Below are 18,527 nucleotides of genomic sequence, written 5' to 3'. Positions count from 1 at the left end.
CGCCGGGCGCGGGCCGTCATCCGGGCTGAATCAGAACAGGGTATCCAGCTCTTCCAGCAGGTTGTAGTCGTCGTCGACCAGCAGCAGCGCCTTCCATTTGTCGAAGGTCAGACACGGATGCGAGGTGCCGAAGACCAGGATATCGCCAACCTGCACGTCGCTGCCCGGCGCCAGGCGCAGCATGCAGTGCTGATCCATGATCCCGACGCTGACGATCTCCTCCGCGCGCAGCGCCAGCGGCTCGCCGTTGCGATAGTGGGCGATAGGCTGCGGCAGTCCGGCATCGAAAGCGCAGTCGCGCTTGCCGAAGTTAACCACCGCGCGATCCGCTTCCGGAACCGACTGCACCATCGCCATCAGCTCGAGGGCTGAGGTCAGATCGCCGGCCAGATCGCAGGCGATCGGATCCCGGGCGATCAGCGCCTGCTGAGCGTCATCGTAGATCCCCCTGTCGTGCGTGATGTAGCAGCCGGGGCGGATCGCAATCCGGCAGCGCGCCGGCTTTTTGGTCGCCAGCCAGATGTTGCACACCACGTCATACCACACGGTGCCCGCGCCGGTGAGGATAAACTCGCCGTTAACCAGCGGCTCCATCCGGCAGGCGAGGTCGGCGGCCTGGCGCAGCAGCGCTTCAACCTGCGGCTGCGGATCGTCCCCGTGCAGCACCCCTTCATACAGCTCCAGCCCGCGCAGCGTCAGGCCCGGCAGCTCCGCCGCGGCCTGCGCCAGCGCCAGCGCGTCCTCTACGCTTCGGCAGCCGCAGCGCCCACCGGGTACCCCAAGCTCAATCAGCACGTCCAGGGTTTGCCGGCGTTCGGCAAAAAAGGCCGACAGCGCGCGGGCATTAGCGAGGCTATCGATGCAGCAGATGAAATCGACGCTGCGGTAGTGGGCTTTCAGCTGCGAAACGGCCTGCATGTTGGCCTTGCCGACCAGCTGATTAACCATCAACACGCGCTGAACGCCGCTGGCCATCGCGGCGGCGGCCTGCCAGGCGCTGCCGACCCCGATGCCCCAGGCGCCGGCCCGCTGCTGGGCCTGAAAAATCCACGGCGTCATCGTCGTTTTGCCGTGCGGCGCCAGCGAGACGCCGCGGGCGTCGGCGTAGCGCTGCATCCAGGCAATATTGTTTTCCAGCGCGCTTTTTTTCAGCAGCGCGGCGGGCAGGCAGACCTCTTCCGCCAGCAGGTTTGCCGGCGATGTCATCGGCGCTGATTTATGCGGGACAAGCGTTGTGTGGTGGTATTTCATAACACTATCCTTTCAGGTTTTACGTTCGGATTTGTAATGGGTATCAGTTATAACTGTTTGATAAATATTATTTTAATACTTAATCATTATTCGTTGTGAATAAAAGTATCACAAAACGATCTGGGTTTTGCGTAGTTTTCCACTGTTTTTACGCCGTGTAAATGGTTAACTTGTCGGCATAGTCGAAAGGGAGTAATTGCTATGAAGGTTGACTGGCTTTTTAAGAACGTCACGGTCATTGACGGCGGCGGCGGGCCGCAGTATCGCGGCGACGTGGCGGTGAAGGGCGATCGTATTGTGGCTATCGCTCCGGCGCTGCAGGTGGCGGCAGAGCGCGAAATCGAAGGCCAGGGGCGCGTGCTGGCACCCGGCTTTATCGATGTGCATACCCATGACGATATTAACGTTATCCGGATGCCGGAATATCTGCCCAAGCTCAGCCAGGGCGTGACGACGGTGATAGTCGGCAACTGCGGGATCAGCGCGGCAATGGCGACCATGCGCGGCGCGGTGCCCGATCCGATGAACCTGCTGGGCGAGCAGGAGCACTTTATCTATCCCACCGTGCAGGCCTATGCCCACGCGGTGGAAGCGGCCCGGCCGTCGCTCAACGTCGGCACGCTGATTGGCCATACCGCGCTGCGTAATAACCATATGGACGATCTGTTCCGCCCGGCGACACAAACGGAGATTGCCGGAATGCGCGTCCAGCTGCGCGATGCTCTACGCCAGGGGGCGCTGGGCCTGAGCACCGGCCTGGCCTACGCCAGCGCGTTCCACTCCACCACCGAAGAGGTGATGACGCTGGCGGAAGAGCTGGCGGCGGAGAAGGGGATCTACACCACCCATCTGCGGTCTGAATTTGAGCCTATCCTCGAGGCTCTCGACGAAGCGTTTCGCATCGGCCGTCACGGCAACGTTCCGGTGGTGGTGTCTCATCACAAGTGCGCCGGGGCGAAGAACTGGGGGCGCACGCGCGAGACGCTGGCCTTCTTCGACGAGATGCGCCAGCGCCAGGAGATCGCCTGCGACTGCTATCCCTATTCCGCCAGCTCCTCGACGCTGGATATGAAGCAGGTGACCGACGAGTTCGACATCGTGATCACCTGGTCCGAGTCCCGGCCGGAACAGGCGGGAAAAACGCTCCGGCAGATCGCCGACGAGTGGCAGGTGAGCCTGCACGACGCCGCGGCGCAGCTGATGCCGGCCGGCGCTATCTACTACAACATGGACGAACAGGACGTGCGGCGGGTGATGCGCTATCCGGTGACCATGATCGGCTCCGACGGCCTGCCGAACGATCCGATGCCGCATCCGCGGCTGTGGGGCGCTTTCCCGCGGGTGCTGGGGCACTACAGCCGCGACGAGCAGCTTTTCCCGCTGACCACCGCCATTCACAAAATGACCGGGCTGTCGGCGGCGCGTTTCCAGCTGCCGGAACGTGGGCTGGTGAAAATCGGTTACTTTGCCGATCTGGTACTGTTTGACCCACAGACGGTGCGCGACGTGGCCAGCTTCTCCGATCCCAAGCAGCCGGCGGACGGCATTGAGGCGGTGATGGTCAACGGCGTCATGAGCTACGGCAGCGATAAAAAAATTACCGGGCGAGCGGGGCGTTTCCTGCGCCGCCGGATGGACTAAGGAGTTGAATATGAGCATTAAACGTTACGGCGTGGAAGGTGGAACCGGCACCGGCGGGCAGCATCTGCCGTTTGCCCGCGCGGTGGAAGCGGGCGGCTGGCTGTATGTCTCCGGCCAGACGCCGATGAAAAACGGCGAAGTGGTGGAGGGCGGCATTGTCGATCAGTCCCGGCTGGCGATTCAGAACTGCGTCGATATCATGAATGAAGCGGACTATACCCTTGCCGACGTGGTGCACGTGAAGGTGATCCTCACCGACTCGCGCTATTTCCAGTCTTTCAACAAAGTGTTCCGCGAGTTCTTTGGCGATAATCCGCCGGCGCGGATCTGCTGCGTGGCCGATCTGGTGGTGGACTGCAAAGTTGAAGTGGATGTGACCTGCTATAACGCTGCCCGCGTGTAAATAATAGCTCCCCGCCGCTGGCCGGGGAGCAGCCCATAACAATGTGAGAGTAGCGCCAGGCCGAATACATCGGCCGGCGCGACCAGGATTGCTTTGCCTTTTTTCGGCATCGTTACTATTAACTCATAATATTCAGCGGTACGAATATTATTTATTACGCCTGGATGTGAGCAATGAATAATATGTCATTCCTGATTTGGTTTTCCGTTTATGCCTGCGCGATGATCGCCTTAGGCTGGTACGTTTCGCGCAAGCAAAAGAACGGCGACGACTTTCTGCTGGGCGGGCGCTCCCTGCCGATGTTCCTGACGCTGGGGTCGACGGTCGGCACCATGGTCGGCACCGGCTCCAGCGTCGGCGCCGTGGGCTTTGGCTACAGCAACGGCTGGGCGGGAATGCTGTACGGCCTCGGCGGCGCGGTCGGCATTTTGCTGGTGGCGTGGCTCTTTGCCCCGGTGCGTAAATTTCGCTTTATGACCATGAGCGAAGAGATGTCGTATTACACCGGCGGCAGCAAAATTATTAAAAACCTGGTGGCGATCCTTATTTTTATTGCCTCGATCGGCTGGCTCGGTGCCCATATATTGGGCGGCGGTCTGTACCTCGCGTGGGCCAGCGGCATTGATATCAACGTCGCCAAAGTTATTATTGCGCTGGCCTTTGTGGTTTACGTCGGCATCGGCGGCTATTCGGCGGTGGTGTGGATCGACACCATTCAATCGATTGTCCTGTTCGTCGGCTTTATTTTAATGGCGATCCTCGCGGTCCATCACGTCGGCGGCTGGAGCCATATTCAGCAGGCGGTTGACCCGGCGGCCCAGAGCCTGTTTGCCGTCGATAAGCTCGGCGTGCTTCCCGCGCTCTCTCTGGCGGTGGTGATTGGCGTGGGGGTTCTGGCAACGCCGTCCTACCGCCAGCGTATTTACTCGGCAAAAACCGTCTCCTCCGTGCGCCAGTCGTTCACCATCACCGGCCTGCTCTATCTCGGCTTTTCGTTCCTGCCGGCGATTATCGGCATGGCGGTGTGGACGATGAACGCCAATCTCGAAAACAGCGGCTTTGCCTTCCTGTTTGCCACCCAGGTCCTGCCGCCGGTGCTGGCGATGGCGATTCTGATCGCCGGGATGTCGGCCAACATGTCCTCCGGCAGCTCTGACGCCATTGCCGCCGTCTCGATTATGCTGCGCGACCTTTACACCCTGGTGACCGGCCATATGCCCGCGCCGGAGAGGGCGATTCGCCTGTCGCGGATGTTCCTCGTGCTGGTTATCGCCCTGGCGCTGGTGTTCGCCCTGACCTCCAACGACATCATTAGCTACATCACCAAAATGATCTCGATGATTATGTCCGGGATGTTTATCTGCACCATGCTCGGCCGCTTCTGGACGCGCTTTAACTGGCAGGGAGCGGTCGCCGCGCTGGCCGGCGGTGCCGGCGCATCGGTCGCCGTGCTGATGGACAGCGACTGGCTGGCGTTCTGGGGCAACCCGTGTATTCCGTCGGTGCTCACCAGCCTGGTGGCTTCGGTGATCGTCACGCTGCTGACGCCGGCGAGCAGCATGAGCCGTGAAGAGGCGCTGGAGATGATTACCCGCGAGCGGGAAAGCACCCCGTCGGCACCGCCGCTGGCCATCGGCAAACGCAATACGTCGCAGGGCTAAGGAGGCGCAGATGCAGGACTATATTGCCGTCGACTGGGGCTCCACCCAGCTGCGCGGCTGGCTGATACGCGACGGGGAGTGCGTTGAAACGAAACAGCTGCCGTTGGGGATCTCCCGGCTTAACGGGCAGGCGCCGGCGGAGATATTCCGCCAGCACCTGGCGCCCTGGCGCGGCGATCGGGCGCTGCCGGTGGTGATGGCCGGGATGATCGGCAGCGACGCCGGCTGGTACCCGGTGCCGTATCTGGCCTGCCCCGTCGCCATCGACGCGCCGGGCCGCCAGCTGTTCAGCGTCGCTGAAAACGTGTGGATTGTGCCCGGTCTCAAGGTCGAACGGGCCGGGGACTACGGCGTGATGCGCGGTGAAGAGACCCAGCTGCTGGGCGCCGGGCAAATCGCCCCCGCCGATTGCTACATCATGCCGGGCACCCACAGTAAGTGGGTGCGGGTAGAGCGCGGAGTCGTGCAGCATTTCTCCACCGCCATGACCGGCGAGCTGCATCATCTGCTGCTGAGCCAGTCGCTGATTGGCAGGCAGCTTCCCGAGCAGCGGCCGGACGACGCCGCTTTTGAGCTGGGGCTGGAAAAAGGCATGGCCTCGCCGCTGGCGGGCGAGCTGTTTACCGCCCGTGCCGCCCGGCTGCTGGGGGCGCTGGCGCCGGCTTCGGTCAGCGACTATCTCTCCGGGCTGCTGATTGGTGCCGAGGTGGCGGCCTTTGGCGATCGCTACCGCAGCGCCGCCGTCACCCTGGTGGGCGATCCGGCGCTGACTGCCCGCTACCAGCGGGCAATGTCGGCGCAAGGTCGGGTCGTGCAGAGCTGCAGCGGCGATGAGGCATTTTTGAGCGGTATGGCGAGGATAATAGATGAACGCAGTTAAACTGATCGCGATTTTGCGCGGTATTGGCCCCGCAGAGGCGGCGGAACACGTTGAGACGCTGATTGGCGCCGGTTTTCGCTATATTGAAATCCCGCTGAATTCACCGGACTGGCGGCACAGTATTCCGCAGACGGTAGGCCGCTTTGCCGACCGGGCGGTGATTGGTGCGGGGACGGTACTTAACGTCGAACAGGTGGATTTTCTTGCCGCGGCGGGGGCGAAGCTGGTAGTGACGCCCAATACCCAGCCGGCGGTGATCCGCCGGGCGGTGGCGCAGGGGATGCTGGTCTGCGCCGGGTGCGCTACCGCGACCGAGGCGTTTAACGCCCTGGACGCCGGCGCGCAGTGGCTGAAAATCTTTCCCTCCTCCGCGTTCGGCCCGGACTATATTCGGGCGCTGAAGGCGGTGCTGCCCCCGGAGGTGCCGGTGCTGGCGGTGGGGGGCGTGACGCCGGATAACCTCGCCGCCTGGGTGCGGGCCGGGTGCGCCGGCGCGGGGCTGGGGAGCGATCTCTACCGCGCCGGGCAGTCGCCGGCGCGCACCCGCGAGCAGGCGGATCGCTTTATTGCCGCCGGCCGGGAGCTAGTCGCCTAGCGGCTGGCGGTCGACGCCGCCGCGGTGGCTGTCGAGCGCCAGCTTGATGCGCCGCAGGCGGTCTTTGGCCTGCGGCTTGTTGGCCATCGCCAGCTCGGTGGCTAACACGTCGACCATCGCCAGCATGGCGTAGCGCGAGGTGCTGGGTTTGAAAATATAGTCGTTTTCGCGCACCAGCAGCGGCAGCAGCAGATCCGCCTGCTCCGCCAGCGGCGTACCCGCCGGAGCGATGGCAATCACCTTCGCCCCGTACTGTCTGGCGATTGCCGCGCTTTCAATAATCTCTTTGGTATAGCCCCCCAGCGACAGCACGATGACCACGTCCTTCGGCGTCACCGCCGAGCTCATCATGCGTACCAGCAGGCCGTCGTTCTGGCTGACGACCGGCAGGCCGAGGCGAAACAGGCGATACTGGATCTCCTGCGCGCAGATGGTCGAGCCGCCGCCCATGCCGAGCGCCAGTATTTGCCGGGCATCGCTAAGCCAGGAGACGGCGCGCTTCAGCGCGTTAATATCCAGCGCCCGGCGGTTGGTCTCCAGGACGCCAATAATTGACTCGTAGATCCCCTGTACGCCCTCAAGGTCCGGGACATCCAGGATAAAGCGCTGCCCGACCGCCAGCGACTGCGCGAGCTTCATTTTCAGCTCGCGGACGTCCTTGCACCCCAGCGCCCGCGCAAAGCGGGTGACGGAGGCCTGGCTGGTGCTGGTCAGGCGGGCAATTTCGGCAATCGGCAGCTCGGCCGCGGCGGCGACGTCGTCGAGAATAAACTGGGCAATCCGCTTTTCGGTAACGGTCAGCTCGAGAAAGCGATCGGTGATGCAGGAGATGATATCAATCGAGTAGGCCATACGGGTATCAGTCGCTAAATGTGTAATGATACTTTGTACCATATTCAGGGTGGAAAAAGCAGCGCCGGAGCGGCAATGTGGGCTACAGCGCCAGGCGCATGGTGCAGCGGGTCTCCGGCAGCAGGCCGTGGCTTGTTTCCCGCTCCCTTTTAGCCGCCAGCCCGGACGGCAGGTGCTGCTCATCGAGCATGCAGAATCCCAGGCGGGTGTAGAACGGGGCGTTCCACGGAACTTCGCGGAAGGTGGTAAGCGTCAGCGCCGGATAGCCCATGCTGCGGGCGGTGTCGGCGACCCGCGTCAGCATCATCCGGCCAATGCCGCGCCCCTGCCACTGCTGATGGACGGCGATCTCCACGATAAACAGCGCATCATCGAGCGGCTCGCTCAGCAGAAAGCCAACGGGCTCGCCGCCGCCGATGGCCAGCAGGCTGTGGTCCGTTTCGAGATACTGATAATGCTCCCGGGCGCTGATGGCCGCGCTGTCTGCCAGCCAGGCGAGAGCGGGGATCTGACGAAAAGCCTGCGCCGCCGATCGCTCGATAGCGGGCAGCCGGGGAATATCGCTCTCCCCGGTCAGGCGCAATGTCACTTCGGCAGTTATAGTGTTAGTTTTCATCGCTTCAGCATAGCACTTTTGGGAGAAACGTATGGAGTTGACCGCCGTCCCCGCCACCTGCTTTAGCAGCGAACAGCTGACGACGATCCTCAGCGACTGCTTCGAAGATTATCTGGTACCCGTTGCGCTGTCGGTAGAGGTGTTTGTGCAGCGCTTCAGCTCTGAAGGGCTGAGCCTGCTGGATTCTTGCGTCTGGCTGGCGGGGGACACGCCGGCGGCAATCGCCATTATCACCCGTCGCGGCGATGCGGCCAGGCTGGCGGCGTTTGCCGTGCGGCCGGCCTGGCGGGGAAAAGGAACCGGCCGCTCGCTGATGGTATCGCTGATGGCCTCACTACAGGCCCAGGGCGTGCGGCGGATGTGGCTGGAGGTGATTCGCGATAATCATGCCGCGGTCGCGCTGTATCAATCGCTGGGCTTTCGCGTTCGTCACGGGCTTTGCGGCTATCTGAGCTCGCGGCCGGAGGGCGAGAGCGCGCCGGTGCTGGAGCAGTGCGATGTGCTGGCGCTGACGCGCAGGGCGGGGGCGGAAATTAACGGTCGGCTGCCGTGGCTGATGGACCCAGTGACCTTCAATACGCTGCCGTGCCGCGCGTTGACGCTTAATCAGCAGGCGTTCGCGGTGCTGGCGACGCTCACCGCGAAGCCGCAGCTCCAGCTGCTGTGGGTCGAACCTGCCGCCCGCAGCCGCGGCCTGGCGCGCGAGCTGCTTATTGCCCTTGCCCGGCAGTTCCCCGGTCTTGGCACCTCGGTCAGCGTTCCGCAGTCGTTTACGCCGCTGTTCAGCGCGGCGGGGTATGCGGCCCTGGCGCTGCAGCAGTATGAAATGAGCGTGGAGTTCCCCGCCGCGGCTTCTGCCGGGCGGTAAGATAGGGGATCGGGCGGTTTTGCGTCGCGGCGTCCGGCCCTCAGAGAGCCGGACGAGCGGGTTTAGCCTTCGCGCTTGACGATTTTTATATCCACCATGCCAATTCCCAGCTGGCGCGGCGCGTGGCCGAGAATATTGCCTTCGTTGGTGGACTGCGGGTCCGGCGGAACGATAATCAGCGTATCGCTGCGCGACGGGTTGTCGAAATGCAGCGTGGTGGTGGATACGTCGTTGGCCAGCGTTAGCGTCTGTTCGCTATCCCCAACGCGAACCGGGATCGGCTTATTGGCGTTGGGCCCGTAGGCCTTGGCGGTGATCACCAGATCGAATTTCTCCGGCAGCGGGTTCTTAAACTCGATTTTGACTTCGCTACCCAGCTGCGCGTTGGACCAGCGGCCCCAGGATTCCGGCCGGGAGATGCCGCTAAACTGCTTTACCTCCTCCGGCGCGCCGGCGACGTTAAACACGAAGCTGTCGGCCTTGTAGCGAATATCGTTATCGACAATTTTCAGCGTGTCGACGTTGCCTTTGTAGCGCTCCATATCGATAAGGGTATCTTTAAACGCCGTTTTCCCCTGCCACTGGGCCTTATCGACGCGCTGGACGGTCTGCTCGCCGCCGAGCTGGCCCTGCGATACGCACCAGTCGGTAGAGAGCGCCAGCTCGCTGGACCACAGCTGGCCCATCTTGTAGCAGCGGTCGATCCAGACAAAGTTATCGCGCGGGGCAAAATCGGCCAGCTGATAGCGCAGCGGCGCGGAGTATTCGCTCTCCGGCAGCGGCTCGACGCGTTTATCGGAGACCCGCAGCAGCAGCGGCAGGCGGAAGTGGCTGCCGGAGAAGGAGACCATGCTCTTCTGCGCGTCGACGGTGAAGTTTTTCATCTCTTTCGGGAAGTTCCACAGGCGGATGACGTCAGGCTTCCAGGCCAGCACCTTATCTTTCATATTGAGGAAGATGCCGGAAAGCGACTGCCCGGAGAGGCTGCTGCGGCCGAGGCCGATGTAGTTATCGCCGCCGAGGATATCCAGCACCGTGGCGCCGTTGTCCATAGTATTACGCTTCACCGCCAGCGTATCCTGCTGCGGCTGGTCGCCGCGCAGCACAAAGAACAGGTTGCTGCGATCCTGCTTGTTCAGGTATTCCCAGGCGGTGTTTTTCATCGCCAGGTGATCGGAAGAGACCACGATCACCGTGTTTTTGAAATAGGGCGAGGCTTTGATCTTCTCGATAAGCGCCGCGATATGCTCCTGGCTGCAGCTTACCGCGCTAAAGGAGAGGTTCTTTTTACCGCCCATTTCATAGCTTTTTCGCTGGCAGGTGCGGGAAATAAAGCCGTCAGGATGGTGGGTATCCACCGTCAGCGCAAAGAGCGAGAAGCGTTTACCGGACTGCGAAAGCTGTTCGAATTTTTTCCAGGTTTCATCCAGCACGGTGTCGTCGTAGAAGCCCCAGTCGTTGCGGTAGGCGGGGTCGGCAACGGTGGTTTTCAGCTCTTCAGCGCCGTACAGGTGATCGAAGCCGTGGGACTTCAGGAACACGTCTTTTCCGGCGAAGCGCAGGTTGGCGCCCTGCACAAAATAGTTTTCGTAGCCGGAGTTTTTCAGAATGTCGCCGAGGCAGATATTCTGCGGGAAGAAGCTGGAGACCGAGGCCGAGGCGTTGCCTTCAAACGGCGCAAATAGCGGAATACCGCACTGCGAGGCGACCATCCCGGCGATAGTGTAGTCGGTACCCGGCAGCTGCACGGTGTTGCTGAAATCGAGGCCTTCGCTTTTCAGTTTGCCGAGCTCGGGCGTCAGGTTGGGAAACGCCTCGTTATCAAAATAGGTGCGCTCAAGGCTTTCGCCGTAGATATAGACCAGGTTGAGCTGGGGGTTAGCGATGCTTTTCGACGGCTCTTTATAGTAGGCGACAAAATCCGGATCGCCGTCGCGGGACTGGGATTTCACCAGCTCGCTAATCTGGCGGAACGCCGGGCTGGCGTCAACGGAGGCCAGCGCGAGAACCAGCGCCAGCAGGCTATAGCCGAAGTGGTGAGGATGATGACGGCGTCGACGGAGTATCCAGCCCAGGGCGCTGAAAACGCTCACCAGCGCCACGACAATCCCGGCGCCGGGAAGGATATATTTGCCGACGCCCGCGCCGGTCAGGCTGTTGGTCAGGGTATAAAGCACCGCGTCATTAATGCCGTCGCCGGTGAAATAATCGCTGGCGTAGAGGGTGATGTTGAGGACCACAAACAGGCCCAGCACCGTTAGCGTAGCGGCAAACCACCAGGTATTGCGACCGGCCTTCAAGGCATAAATCACCACCGAGGTGAGAAACAGGGCGATGGATAACAACTCTGACACAGCTTACCCTCATTAGCGCCAGCTGACCGCTAGCCGAATAGATCACTTTCCACGATATACTGTAATGGCAGCGCCATATTGCTGCAATTGTAGAGTCATGAAACTGTGCTGTGGTTCAGAATTGGTTTATAAATCGGTATTTTTGAGCGACGTCTCATCCTTCCCGACGGGGGAAAATGAGACCATCAATGTTAAAAAATGGGGCTGCGGCCGCGTTGGCCAGGCAAAGGCGCCAAACGCGGCATCTGGGGAGAGGATCAGGAGAGGAATTTCGCGCCCTGTTTGAGAACCAGATCGCAGGCCTGCGTTTTGACTTTTTCCGCCAGCGGGCTGCTGCCGAGGGTGCTCAGGTTAAGCTGCTGGCCGTTATTGCTGTTCAGCAGACCCTGTAAACCTTCAAGATAGCCGGTGTCCTCTTTCTGTTTTTCCGGAGTGCCGAGGCCGAGCTTATCCAGCACCTGGTTTTTGACGTTTTCGGTGTTGGTCACCGAGGAGAGCTTCTGCTTCGCGCAGTACGACATAATGCCGGCGGCATTATTCATGCTGCTGGCGGTCAGCGACTGGCTCCCGCCGTTCAGCAGGCCGGTCAGCGAGGACATCGACAGCGCGCCGCTTTGCTGCGAGCCGCTTTGGCTGCTGAGCTCGCTGGCGGCGCTGGAGAGAGAGTCCTGCCACGAGGCAGCCTGCGCGCCGGTGACAAGAAATGCTGCGGCAGCGATGCTGCAGCGGAACAGGGATTTAGCAGATTTCATAAACGGTACTCTTCGTCGTTATATAAGAATTTCTCGAGTATAACGCCGCCTGAGATCGGAAATATCTTAATACTCTTTGCCGGTAACCCGGTGACGATAGCTATCCCAGTTGAAAATCACCCACAGGCTGTTGCCGAGGCGCATGCGGTCCATCACGCGCTCGCCGAGCAGTTTGTTCATCTCATCCATATTGCTGTTGGTTAACATCCCGGTCGGGCGCTTTGATGAGGAGCGGCGATCGACGATCTGATTGATGATCACCTTTTCATAGCGCGATTCGGTTTGCATGCCGATCTCATCGATCACCAGCAGATCGACCCGGCTGAGATCGTTCAGCAGCTGCTCCTCGCTGATCTCCCGGTTGCCGAAGGTATCCTTCATTGCCGACATGATGTCGGCGACGGTAATGATCAGCACCGATTTACCGCGCAGCAGCAGCTCGTTACAAATGGCGGCCGCAAGGTGGTTTTTACCGGTGCCGGGCTTGCCGGAAAAGATAAAGCTGGCGATGTTGCCGTCGAACTCTTCAACGTACTGGCGCGCTCTGGAGAGCGCGTTCATCTGGCCTTCGCACTCTACCCGGTAGTTCTCAAACGAGCAGTTCTGGTGCAGCGGGCGGATGCCGGAGCGGTTAAACGTCCGCTGCATTTTCATCGCCCGGTTCTCCCGCTCGAGGGCTTCAGAACGCAGCTTGCCCTGCTCTTTCTGCCACGCCAGCAGCTCTTCGCCGGTTTTAAACGCCGGTTCGATATGAGCAGGCATCATTTTTTGCAGGCGCTTCATCAGCTCGCCAACGTTTTTCATGCTCATCCTCGGAACCCTCGTGGAATATGGTTATCCGGCTCGCTGACCGTATTCACATCACGACGCGGCTGGCCGCCGTTGCCGGCACGACCGATTTGCACGCTACGCGCCAGCTTCTGCTGCCACTGCACGTGATGAAAGACTTTGCCTTCCGCCTGCCAGTAGGCAACGAATGCCGCCAGCTCTTCCGGCGTCACCGGCTGGCTGAGGGCGATCCCCCACAGCGCCGCGAGGCGCTGAAAATCGGCGTCCGGCTGCCAGTCGGCGTACATGGCGAATTTGCCCATAGGGATCGCGGCCGGCGCGGCGGTCGGCTCGTCAAAGAACTGCGTATCAAGCGCGATATCGCTGCCGGGGCGTGCCAGCTTACTCTCCAGCTCAAGCAGCTGGGCCAGACGTTCCGGCGTCAGCGCGTAGAAGGCGGGAGCATTGTTGGCAAAAACGGCAACGGCACCGCCGGCCGATTTTGCGAGAATGGCCGCAGGATCCTGAATGAAATCATCCAGGCCGCTAAAATCGGTAGTTAAAATTCGCGAAGACATAACACTATCTCAACTCTGAACAACGATAGAGAGGGGGAATAGCACACATAGTAGCACAGCGCCCGGCCGGGATGGAGCGGCTGACCCATCCCGGCGGCGCGGCTTGCTATACCCGCGGACGCTTGCGGTACAGCCACAGGCCAGGAATAGAAAGGCCGATAGAGAGCGCACCCACGATAGACGATGCCTTTAAAAAGTTGCTTAACAGCATAATCATCATCTCTTCAGAATAACCAAAATGACTGATTTTGACCGCCGAGATCATCGCCGTATAGGCGGATATGCCGGGGAACATCGGGATCACCGCGGCAACGGTAAAGATCTTCGGGTGGGCCAGGTACCAGCGCGACCACTGAATGCCGATACAGCCAATCAGCAGGGCGGCAAGGAAGGTGGCCCACTCGATGTTAAAGCCCGCCGTCATCATCACCATTCGTGAACCGTGGCCAATGGCGCCCAGCAGCGCGCACCAGCGCAGCGCCCGCTGCGGGACGTTAAAGACCATCGCGAAGCCAACGGCAGGGATGGCCGCCAGCGCCATGTCCTGAGCCAGCGCAAACAGATATGTGATTATGCCCATCCGCGCAGCCCCCACATGGTCATCGCCATCACCACGCCAATGCAGGTAGCAAGGGTCAGCAGGCTGGCGAGCGCCCAGCGCGCAAGGCCGGTGTTGATATGTCCTTTGAACATATCCGCCACGGCGTTGATCAGCGGAAAGCCGGGCACCAGCAGCAGCACGCTGGCGGCCATCGCGACGGTGGACGTGCTGGCAAACGTCGGCAAGCGTAGCATCAGCCCGGAGATAGTGGTGGCCACAAAGGCGGTAATGCAAAAGTTAATCTGCGGATGCATCGAGCGGTGGGTCAGCAGCTGGCGGATATACATGGCGATAGTGCTGGCGCAGAAGGTGACCAGCGCCCCGTCCCAGCCGCCGTTGTTTAATTTGCAGAAGCACGCGCAGGAGAGCCCGACCATCAGCACCAGCAGCCAGCGCGGGTAGCGCAGCGGTTTTATCTGGGTGAAACGCTTTTCCACATCTTTATAATCCAGCAGCTTATGCTCGGCAAGGATCACAATATGCTGCACTTCGGTCACCACGTGCATATTAATACCGCGATCGGTATTCTTGCGCGTCGAGGTCAGGCATTCGCCGTCTTTGATGGTGGTGAGGACAATCGCATTCGATGAAATGGCGCTCTCGACGCTGTCCATGCCTAACGCCCGCCCCAGGCGAGTAGAAAGCTCCTCAACCAGCGCGCTCTCCGCCCCGTGTTGCAGTAAGAAAAGACCACACTGAATGCACAATCGCGTAATTGCGCGCTGAACTGTCCGATCTGCTTGCATAAATACCTGCCGTCAGTAACGCCCGATGCCGTAGTGTCCGTCGCTACTTTAACCTGAACTCTCGCTTTGCCTGAGGGGGTCGGGATCAAACAATGTGCAAAAAGCCGCCTCCCGGCGGCATGGATAAATTTTGAACCGCACCACACTTTGCTAAAACTGTTGAAAAGTGCAGTTTTTGCCGCCGTTATTGCCTTCTTTTTGCCGCCTGACTTATCAAAAATGCACATGAGAACTTTTAATAAACAAAAAACAAACAAATAATTAACCATTCGAGAGCGAGACACTCTTATGAAAACTCAGGTCGCGATAATCGGTGCCGGCCCCTCCGGGCTGCTGCTGGGGCAGCTGTTGCATAATGCGGGGATTCGAACCCTTATCCTCGAAAGGCAGACGCCTGAATATGTCCTCGGGCGGATCCGGGCCGGTATCCTCGAAAGCGGGACCGTCGATCTGCTTCGTGAAGCAGGCGTGGCGCAGCGGATGGACGCGGAAGGGCTGGTGCATCACGGGGTTGAGTTTTTGTTTGAGGGGCAGCGCGTTCCGCTCGACCTGACGGCGCTCAGCGGCGGGAAAAGCGTGATGGTGTACGGCCAGACCGAGGTGACCCGGGATTTAATGGCGGCCCGCGCCGACTGCGGGGCGCCGATCGTTTACGGCGTCAGCGACGTGGTGATTCACGATGCGAAAAGCGATCGGCCGGCCATCACCTTCGTCAGCGGCGGGGAAACGCACCGGCTGAGCTGCGATTTCATCGCCGGCTGCGATGGCTTTCACGGCGTGTCGCGGCAAAGCATTCCGCGTGAGCTTCTTAAAGAGTATGAAAGCGTCTGGCCGTTTGGCTGGCTGGGGATGCTGGCCGATACGCCGCCGGTGAATCCCGAGCTGATTTATGCCCATCATCAACGCGGATTTGTTCTCTGTAGTCAGCGCTCACTCACTCGTAGCCGCTACTATTTACAGGTACCGCTCAGCGATAAGGTGGAGCAGTGGTCGGACGAACGCTTCTGGGAAGAGCTGAAGAACCGCCTGCCGGACGAGCTCTCTACAAAGTTAGTGACTGGTCACTCACTTGAGAAGAGCATCGCGCCTTTGCGCAGCTACGTGGTGGAGCCGATGCAGTACGGCAGGCTTTTCCTCGTCGGGGATGCGGCGCATATCGTGCCGCCAACCGGGGCGAAAGGGCTGAATCTCGCCGCCTCAGACGTCAACTATTTGTGGCGGATCCTGCGCGAATACTATCACCACGGTCGTGACGACCTGCTGGCCAGCTACTCGCGTTTTGCGCTGGATCGCGTGTGGAAAGGCGAGCGATTCAGCTGGTTTATGACCCGCCTGCTGCATGATTTCCCGCAGCAGAGCGAGTTTGATAAAAAAATGCAGGCGGCCGATCGCCGCTATTATTTTGGCTCACGTGCCGGGCTGACCACCATTGCGGAAAACTATGTCGGTCTGCCAATGGAGCGCGTGGCGTAGCGTTGAAAAGGGCAGGAGTCGCGATGCAGACAGCGAATAGCGTTCCCGTGTTTAAGCTGTATGGGGAAGAACGAGACTGGCCGACGCCGGATCTCCTGCACTGCGAGTCTATTTTGCAGCGCAGCAGCCTGTACGAATGGCATATCCGTATGCATCAGCACGCCGAGCTGGTACAGCTGCTGTATCTCCATAAGGGAAGCGCTGAGATCGAGATTGAGGGCGTGACCACCGTGATGACGGAAGCCTGCATCCAGGTGGTACCGGCGCTGTGCGTTCACGGATTTCGCTTTTCACCGGGCACCCAGGGATTCGTGCTCTCGCTGGCGCTGCCGCTGCTCAGCCGTTTTGAAAACCAGTTTGGCCGCCAGCTTGATGTGCTTAGCCAGCCGCAGTGCGTGCCGGTCAGGCGCTCCCGAGGCCACGTTCGGGCGCTGTTTACGGCGCTGCGCGAGGAGTACTGTGAAGATCTTGATGCGCGCGAAATGATGCTCCATTCGCTGCTCGGCGCGCTGCTGGTGTGGCTGAACCGACGCTGCCTCCCGGCTCCGGTAGCGGCAGACAGAGCGGAGAGGAAACGCAGCGCCATGCGTCACTTTTCTCGTCTGATTGAGAGCCACTATCGCGAACATCTCCCGCTGGCAGAGTACGCCAGGCGGGTGGGTATATCGGCGACGCACCTTAATTATTTGTGCCGTGAATTTCATGGCCGCAGCGCGCTGGAGGTGTTGCACCATCGGCTGATGCTTGAAGCGCGGCGTAATCTGCAGTATACCGGGATGACGATAGCTCAACTATCTGATTATTTAGGCTTTTCCGATTCAACCTACTTCTCTCGTTTTTTCCGACGCTACAGCGGCGTGTCGCCAAAGGCCTTCAGAAATAGCATCAAATGAAATAGCGTTATTCTGCTCCGTAATAAATTACCTTTCCTAACTTTGATTTTAAATTTTTCTAACTTATTGAGCGTTATTGCCTGTGTTAGCGTTGATGGTTGGCAAGGTCAGGCTCAATTCCTCGCCAGACTAATAAAGATCTATCTGGCACAGTAATATAACGGCCGCCAAATTATTCATCTTTATTGTTAAAGGCGCGAGTCTTCGATGGGAAGCGGAGGGTTTATGTTACCGGGACAGGGTAAATACGGCATTATTATCAGTAAAATACCGGTTATGCAGCGTGGGCTGAAGGCAATTGCCGGGGAGCACCTTCCCGAATACGCCTTCGGCGTTTGCGGCTCTCCGGAGGAGCTGACTCTGCTTCAGCTGCGGCAGGCGGTGCTGGTTATCGCTGATTTATCAGGTGAAAGCCATCAGCTCCGCGAGGTGTGCGGGGAGTATCACTCATTGATGACCCAATATAGCGATATTCATTGGGTCTATATGGTTGGCCATGCCTGCGATCTCCAGGCCATGGAGATATTAGTCTGTGCGCAAAGCACCCTCGTTTCCAGCCACGAGTCCGTAAAACATCTGCTTGAGGTTATTCACGCGGACGGCACGACGCGGGAGAGAATCAGCCAGACGCTCTTATCCGCCGCGTCAGGAAATAGTGAAGAAAATTGGCCAACGGCAATTTTTCTGACGCTTTCTGAACGTAAGGTTTTACGTTTGCTGGCGAAAGGCTGGGGAATTAACCAAATTGCCGCGCTGCTGAAAAAGAGTAATAAAACGATTAGCGCGCAGAAAAATAGCGCTATGCGCCGCCTCTCTTTGCGCAGCAATGCGCAGATGTACGCCTGGATTAATAGCGCTCAGGGAATGAAGGAGCTGAATATCTACGCCGCTTTTGGAGAACAAAAGCAATGGGAAAAAACACCTCACCTCGATATATCGCTGTTGTAGAAAAATGTATGCTGACCGAGCTGGCGCTGCGCCATATATTAACCGGCGCGGGAGCAGGTAATTATATTGTGCGGTTTTTTAAAGATACCCAATCGCTGCGCCAGACGCTGCAGTCGACAAAAGCTATCGCCGTTATTTTTTCACTTTTCAGCAATCGCCTCTTCCGCATGGAGAGCCTGCTTTTTCTTCATGAAATCGCCTGTTCCAGTCCTGAAATACGGCGCATCGTTTTAGCGCATGATAGCGCTGAAGCGCGTTTAGTCTGCCAGCTGACGCCCTCCATGCTGCACGGCGTGCTGAATAAATCGATCTGCCGCCTGCGCTTGCAGGAGCAGCTTATTCAGCTGATTAACCCGACGCTGCAGGCGGACGAGGCGCTGATTAACCCAGGGCCGGGCCTCGGCAGCCAAATTCTGAGCCCAACGGAACAGCATATTCTTCGCTATATGACCTACGGCTATTCGTTGCCAGAAATAGCGGCCCGGCTGGATCGTAATATCAAAACCATCCGCGCCCATAAGTTCAACGCCATGACCAAGCTCGGCGTCAGCTCAGATCTCGGCCTGCTGAGCGCGGCCGATATCCTGATGCATTTATCGGCTTTTGACGAGGATGCGGCGGAGGAGTGCCTCGAGTAACCCTCCGCC

Annotated in this window: 19 protein-coding genes and 1 pseudogene; 10 read left to right on the top strand and 10 right to left on the bottom strand. The window is 59.6% G+C overall.

The genetic code is table 11. The features are described from left to right. Nucleotides 1-30 precede the first annotated feature (30 nt). Together MMW58_RS25165 and MMW58_RS25160 are read right to left on the bottom strand one after the other, a co-directional pair. Nucleotides 31-1,251 (bottom strand): amino acid deaminase, encoded by a 1,221-nt coding sequence (locus MMW58_RS25165; RefSeq protein ID WP_241722331.1) that lies wholly within the window; start codon nt 1,249-1,251, stop codon nt 31-33. A 79-nt stretch (nt 1,252-1,330) separates the two neighbouring features. After that, nucleotides 1,331-1,490, bottom strand: a pseudogene (locus MMW58_RS25160) (hypothetical protein). Here MMW58_RS25160 and MMW58_RS25155 point away from each other — a divergent pair. The 5 genes from MMW58_RS25155 (at nt 1,453) to MMW58_RS25135 (ending at nt 6,431) form a co-directional block, all read left to right on the top strand. After that, nucleotides 1,453-2,892, top strand: a complete 1,440-nt coding sequence (locus MMW58_RS25155; RefSeq protein WP_241722330.1) for an N-acyl-D-amino-acid deacylase family protein — start codon at nt 1,453-1,455, stop codon at nt 2,890-2,892. The pseudogene MMW58_RS25160 and the gene MMW58_RS25155 overlap by 38 nt on opposite strands. A gap of 10 nt (nt 2,893-2,902) precedes the next feature. Further along, nucleotides 2,903-3,295 (top strand): RidA family protein, encoded by a 393-nt coding sequence (locus MMW58_RS25150; protein WP_045860126.1) that lies wholly within the window; start codon nt 2,903-2,905, stop codon nt 3,293-3,295. Between the two features lie 173 nt (nt 3,296-3,468). After that, nucleotides 3,469-4,956 carry a sodium:solute symporter family protein gene (locus tag MMW58_RS25145; protein ID WP_241722329.1) on the top strand — a complete coding sequence of 496 codons (1,488 nt, stop codon included), beginning with the start codon at nt 3,469-3,471 and terminating at the stop codon, nt 4,954-4,956. A gap of 10 nt (nt 4,957-4,966) precedes the next feature. Further along, nucleotides 4,967-5,836, top strand: a complete 870-nt coding sequence (locus MMW58_RS25140) for a 2-dehydro-3-deoxygalactonokinase (RefSeq protein ID WP_241722328.1) — start codon at nt 4,967-4,969, stop codon at nt 5,834-5,836. After that, nucleotides 5,823-6,431 carry a 2-dehydro-3-deoxy-6-phosphogalactonate aldolase gene (locus tag MMW58_RS25135; protein ID WP_241722327.1) on the top strand — a complete coding sequence of 203 codons (609 nt, stop codon included), beginning with the start codon at nt 5,823-5,825 and terminating at the stop codon, nt 6,429-6,431. The genes MMW58_RS25140 and MMW58_RS25135 overlap by 14 nt, the downstream gene beginning before the upstream one ends. On the opposite strand, the gene MMW58_RS25130 is transcribed toward MMW58_RS25135, so the two are convergent. Then, nucleotides 6,420-7,283 (bottom strand): MurR/RpiR family transcriptional regulator, encoded by an 864-nt coding sequence (locus tag MMW58_RS25130; RefSeq protein ID WP_045860118.1) that lies wholly within the window; start codon nt 7,281-7,283, stop codon nt 6,420-6,422. The two genes, MMW58_RS25135 and MMW58_RS25130, sit on opposite strands and share 12 nt — an antisense overlap. 82 nt (nt 7,284-7,365) lie before the next feature. After that, nucleotides 7,366-7,899 (bottom strand): GNAT family N-acetyltransferase, encoded by a 534-nt coding sequence (locus MMW58_RS25125; RefSeq protein ID WP_241722326.1) that lies wholly within the window; start codon nt 7,897-7,899, stop codon nt 7,366-7,368. A 31-nt stretch (nt 7,900-7,930) separates the two neighbouring features. Between MMW58_RS25125 and MMW58_RS25120 the strand changes: the two genes are divergently transcribed. Beyond that, complete coding sequence (locus tag MMW58_RS25120; protein WP_241722325.1) at nt 7,931-8,767, top strand: GNAT family N-acetyltransferase; 837 nt, start codon at nt 7,931-7,933, stop codon at nt 8,765-8,767. Between the two features lie 62 nt (nt 8,768-8,829). Here the strand turns inward: MMW58_RS25120 and opgB are convergent, their stop codons facing one another. The 6 genes from opgB to MMW58_RS25090 all read right to left on the bottom strand — a co-directional run bounded on the left by opgB (nt 8,830) and on the right by MMW58_RS25090 (nt 14,566). Beyond that, complete coding sequence (gene opgB, locus MMW58_RS25115) at nt 8,830-11,121, bottom strand: phosphatidylglycerol--membrane-oligosaccharide glycerophosphotransferase (RefSeq protein WP_133600740.1); 2,292 nt, start codon at nt 11,119-11,121, stop codon at nt 8,830-8,832. Nucleotides 11,122-11,378: 257 nt separating this feature from the next. Beyond that, nucleotides 11,379-11,873, bottom strand: coding sequence for a YjjA family protein (locus MMW58_RS25110; RefSeq protein ID WP_133600739.1), 495 nt, complete (start codon nt 11,871-11,873; stop codon nt 11,379-11,381). Between the two features lie 66 nt (nt 11,874-11,939). After that, nucleotides 11,940-12,677 (bottom strand): DNA replication protein DnaC, encoded by a 738-nt coding sequence (dnaC, locus tag MMW58_RS25105; RefSeq protein ID WP_095103971.1) that lies wholly within the window; start codon nt 12,675-12,677, stop codon nt 11,940-11,942. A gap of 2 nt (nt 12,678-12,679) precedes the next feature. Then, nucleotides 12,680-13,219, bottom strand: coding sequence for a primosomal protein DnaT (gene dnaT / locus MMW58_RS25100; protein ID WP_133600737.1), 540 nt, complete (start codon nt 13,217-13,219; stop codon nt 12,680-12,682). Nucleotides 13,220-13,325: 106 nt separating this feature from the next. Then, nucleotides 13,326-13,799 (bottom strand): threonine/serine exporter, encoded by a 474-nt coding sequence (locus MMW58_RS25095; RefSeq protein WP_041143930.1) that lies wholly within the window; start codon nt 13,797-13,799, stop codon nt 13,326-13,328. Further along, nucleotides 13,790-14,566 carry a threonine/serine exporter family protein gene (locus MMW58_RS25090; RefSeq protein WP_241722324.1) on the bottom strand — a complete coding sequence of 259 codons (777 nt, stop codon included), beginning with the start codon at nt 14,564-14,566 and terminating at the stop codon, nt 13,790-13,792. Before MMW58_RS25090 ends, MMW58_RS25095 begins: the two co-directional genes overlap by 10 nt. A 288-nt stretch (nt 14,567-14,854) precedes the next feature. Here MMW58_RS25090 and pobA point away from each other — a divergent pair, with 288 nt between their 5' ends. The 4 genes from pobA (at nt 14,855) to bglJ (ending at nt 18,518) form a co-directional block, all read left to right on the top strand. Then, nucleotides 14,855-16,039, top strand: coding sequence for a 4-hydroxybenzoate 3-monooxygenase (pobA, locus tag MMW58_RS25085; RefSeq protein ID WP_133600736.1), 1,185 nt, complete (start codon nt 14,855-14,857; stop codon nt 16,037-16,039). 23 nt (nt 16,040-16,062) lie between these two features. Next, nucleotides 16,063-16,932, top strand: a complete 870-nt coding sequence (locus tag MMW58_RS25080) for a helix-turn-helix domain-containing protein (RefSeq protein WP_241722323.1) — start codon at nt 16,063-16,065, stop codon at nt 16,930-16,932. 225 nt (nt 16,933-17,157) lie between these two features. Continuing rightward, complete coding sequence (locus MMW58_RS25075) at nt 17,158-17,880, top strand: helix-turn-helix domain-containing protein (RefSeq protein WP_241722322.1); 723 nt, start codon at nt 17,158-17,160, stop codon at nt 17,878-17,880. Beyond that, a complete protein-coding gene (gene bglJ, locus MMW58_RS25070) occupies nt 17,841-18,518 on the top strand; it encodes a DNA-binding transcriptional activator BglJ (RefSeq protein ID WP_241722321.1) in 678 nt (225 codons plus the stop codon). Before MMW58_RS25075 ends, bglJ begins: the two co-directional genes overlap by 40 nt. The last annotated feature ends 9 nt before the right edge of the window (nt 18,519-18,527 follow it).

Origin of the sequence: Klebsiella sp. HC6, from assembly GCF_022605325.1 — a bacterium.
In the GTDB taxonomy this organism is placed as follows: Bacteria; Pseudomonadota; Gammaproteobacteria; order Enterobacterales; family Enterobacteriaceae; genus Klebsiella; species Klebsiella terrigena.
The sequence above is the reverse complement of the archived record's forward strand: the minus strand, read 5'-3'. Positions and strand labels throughout refer to the sequence as shown.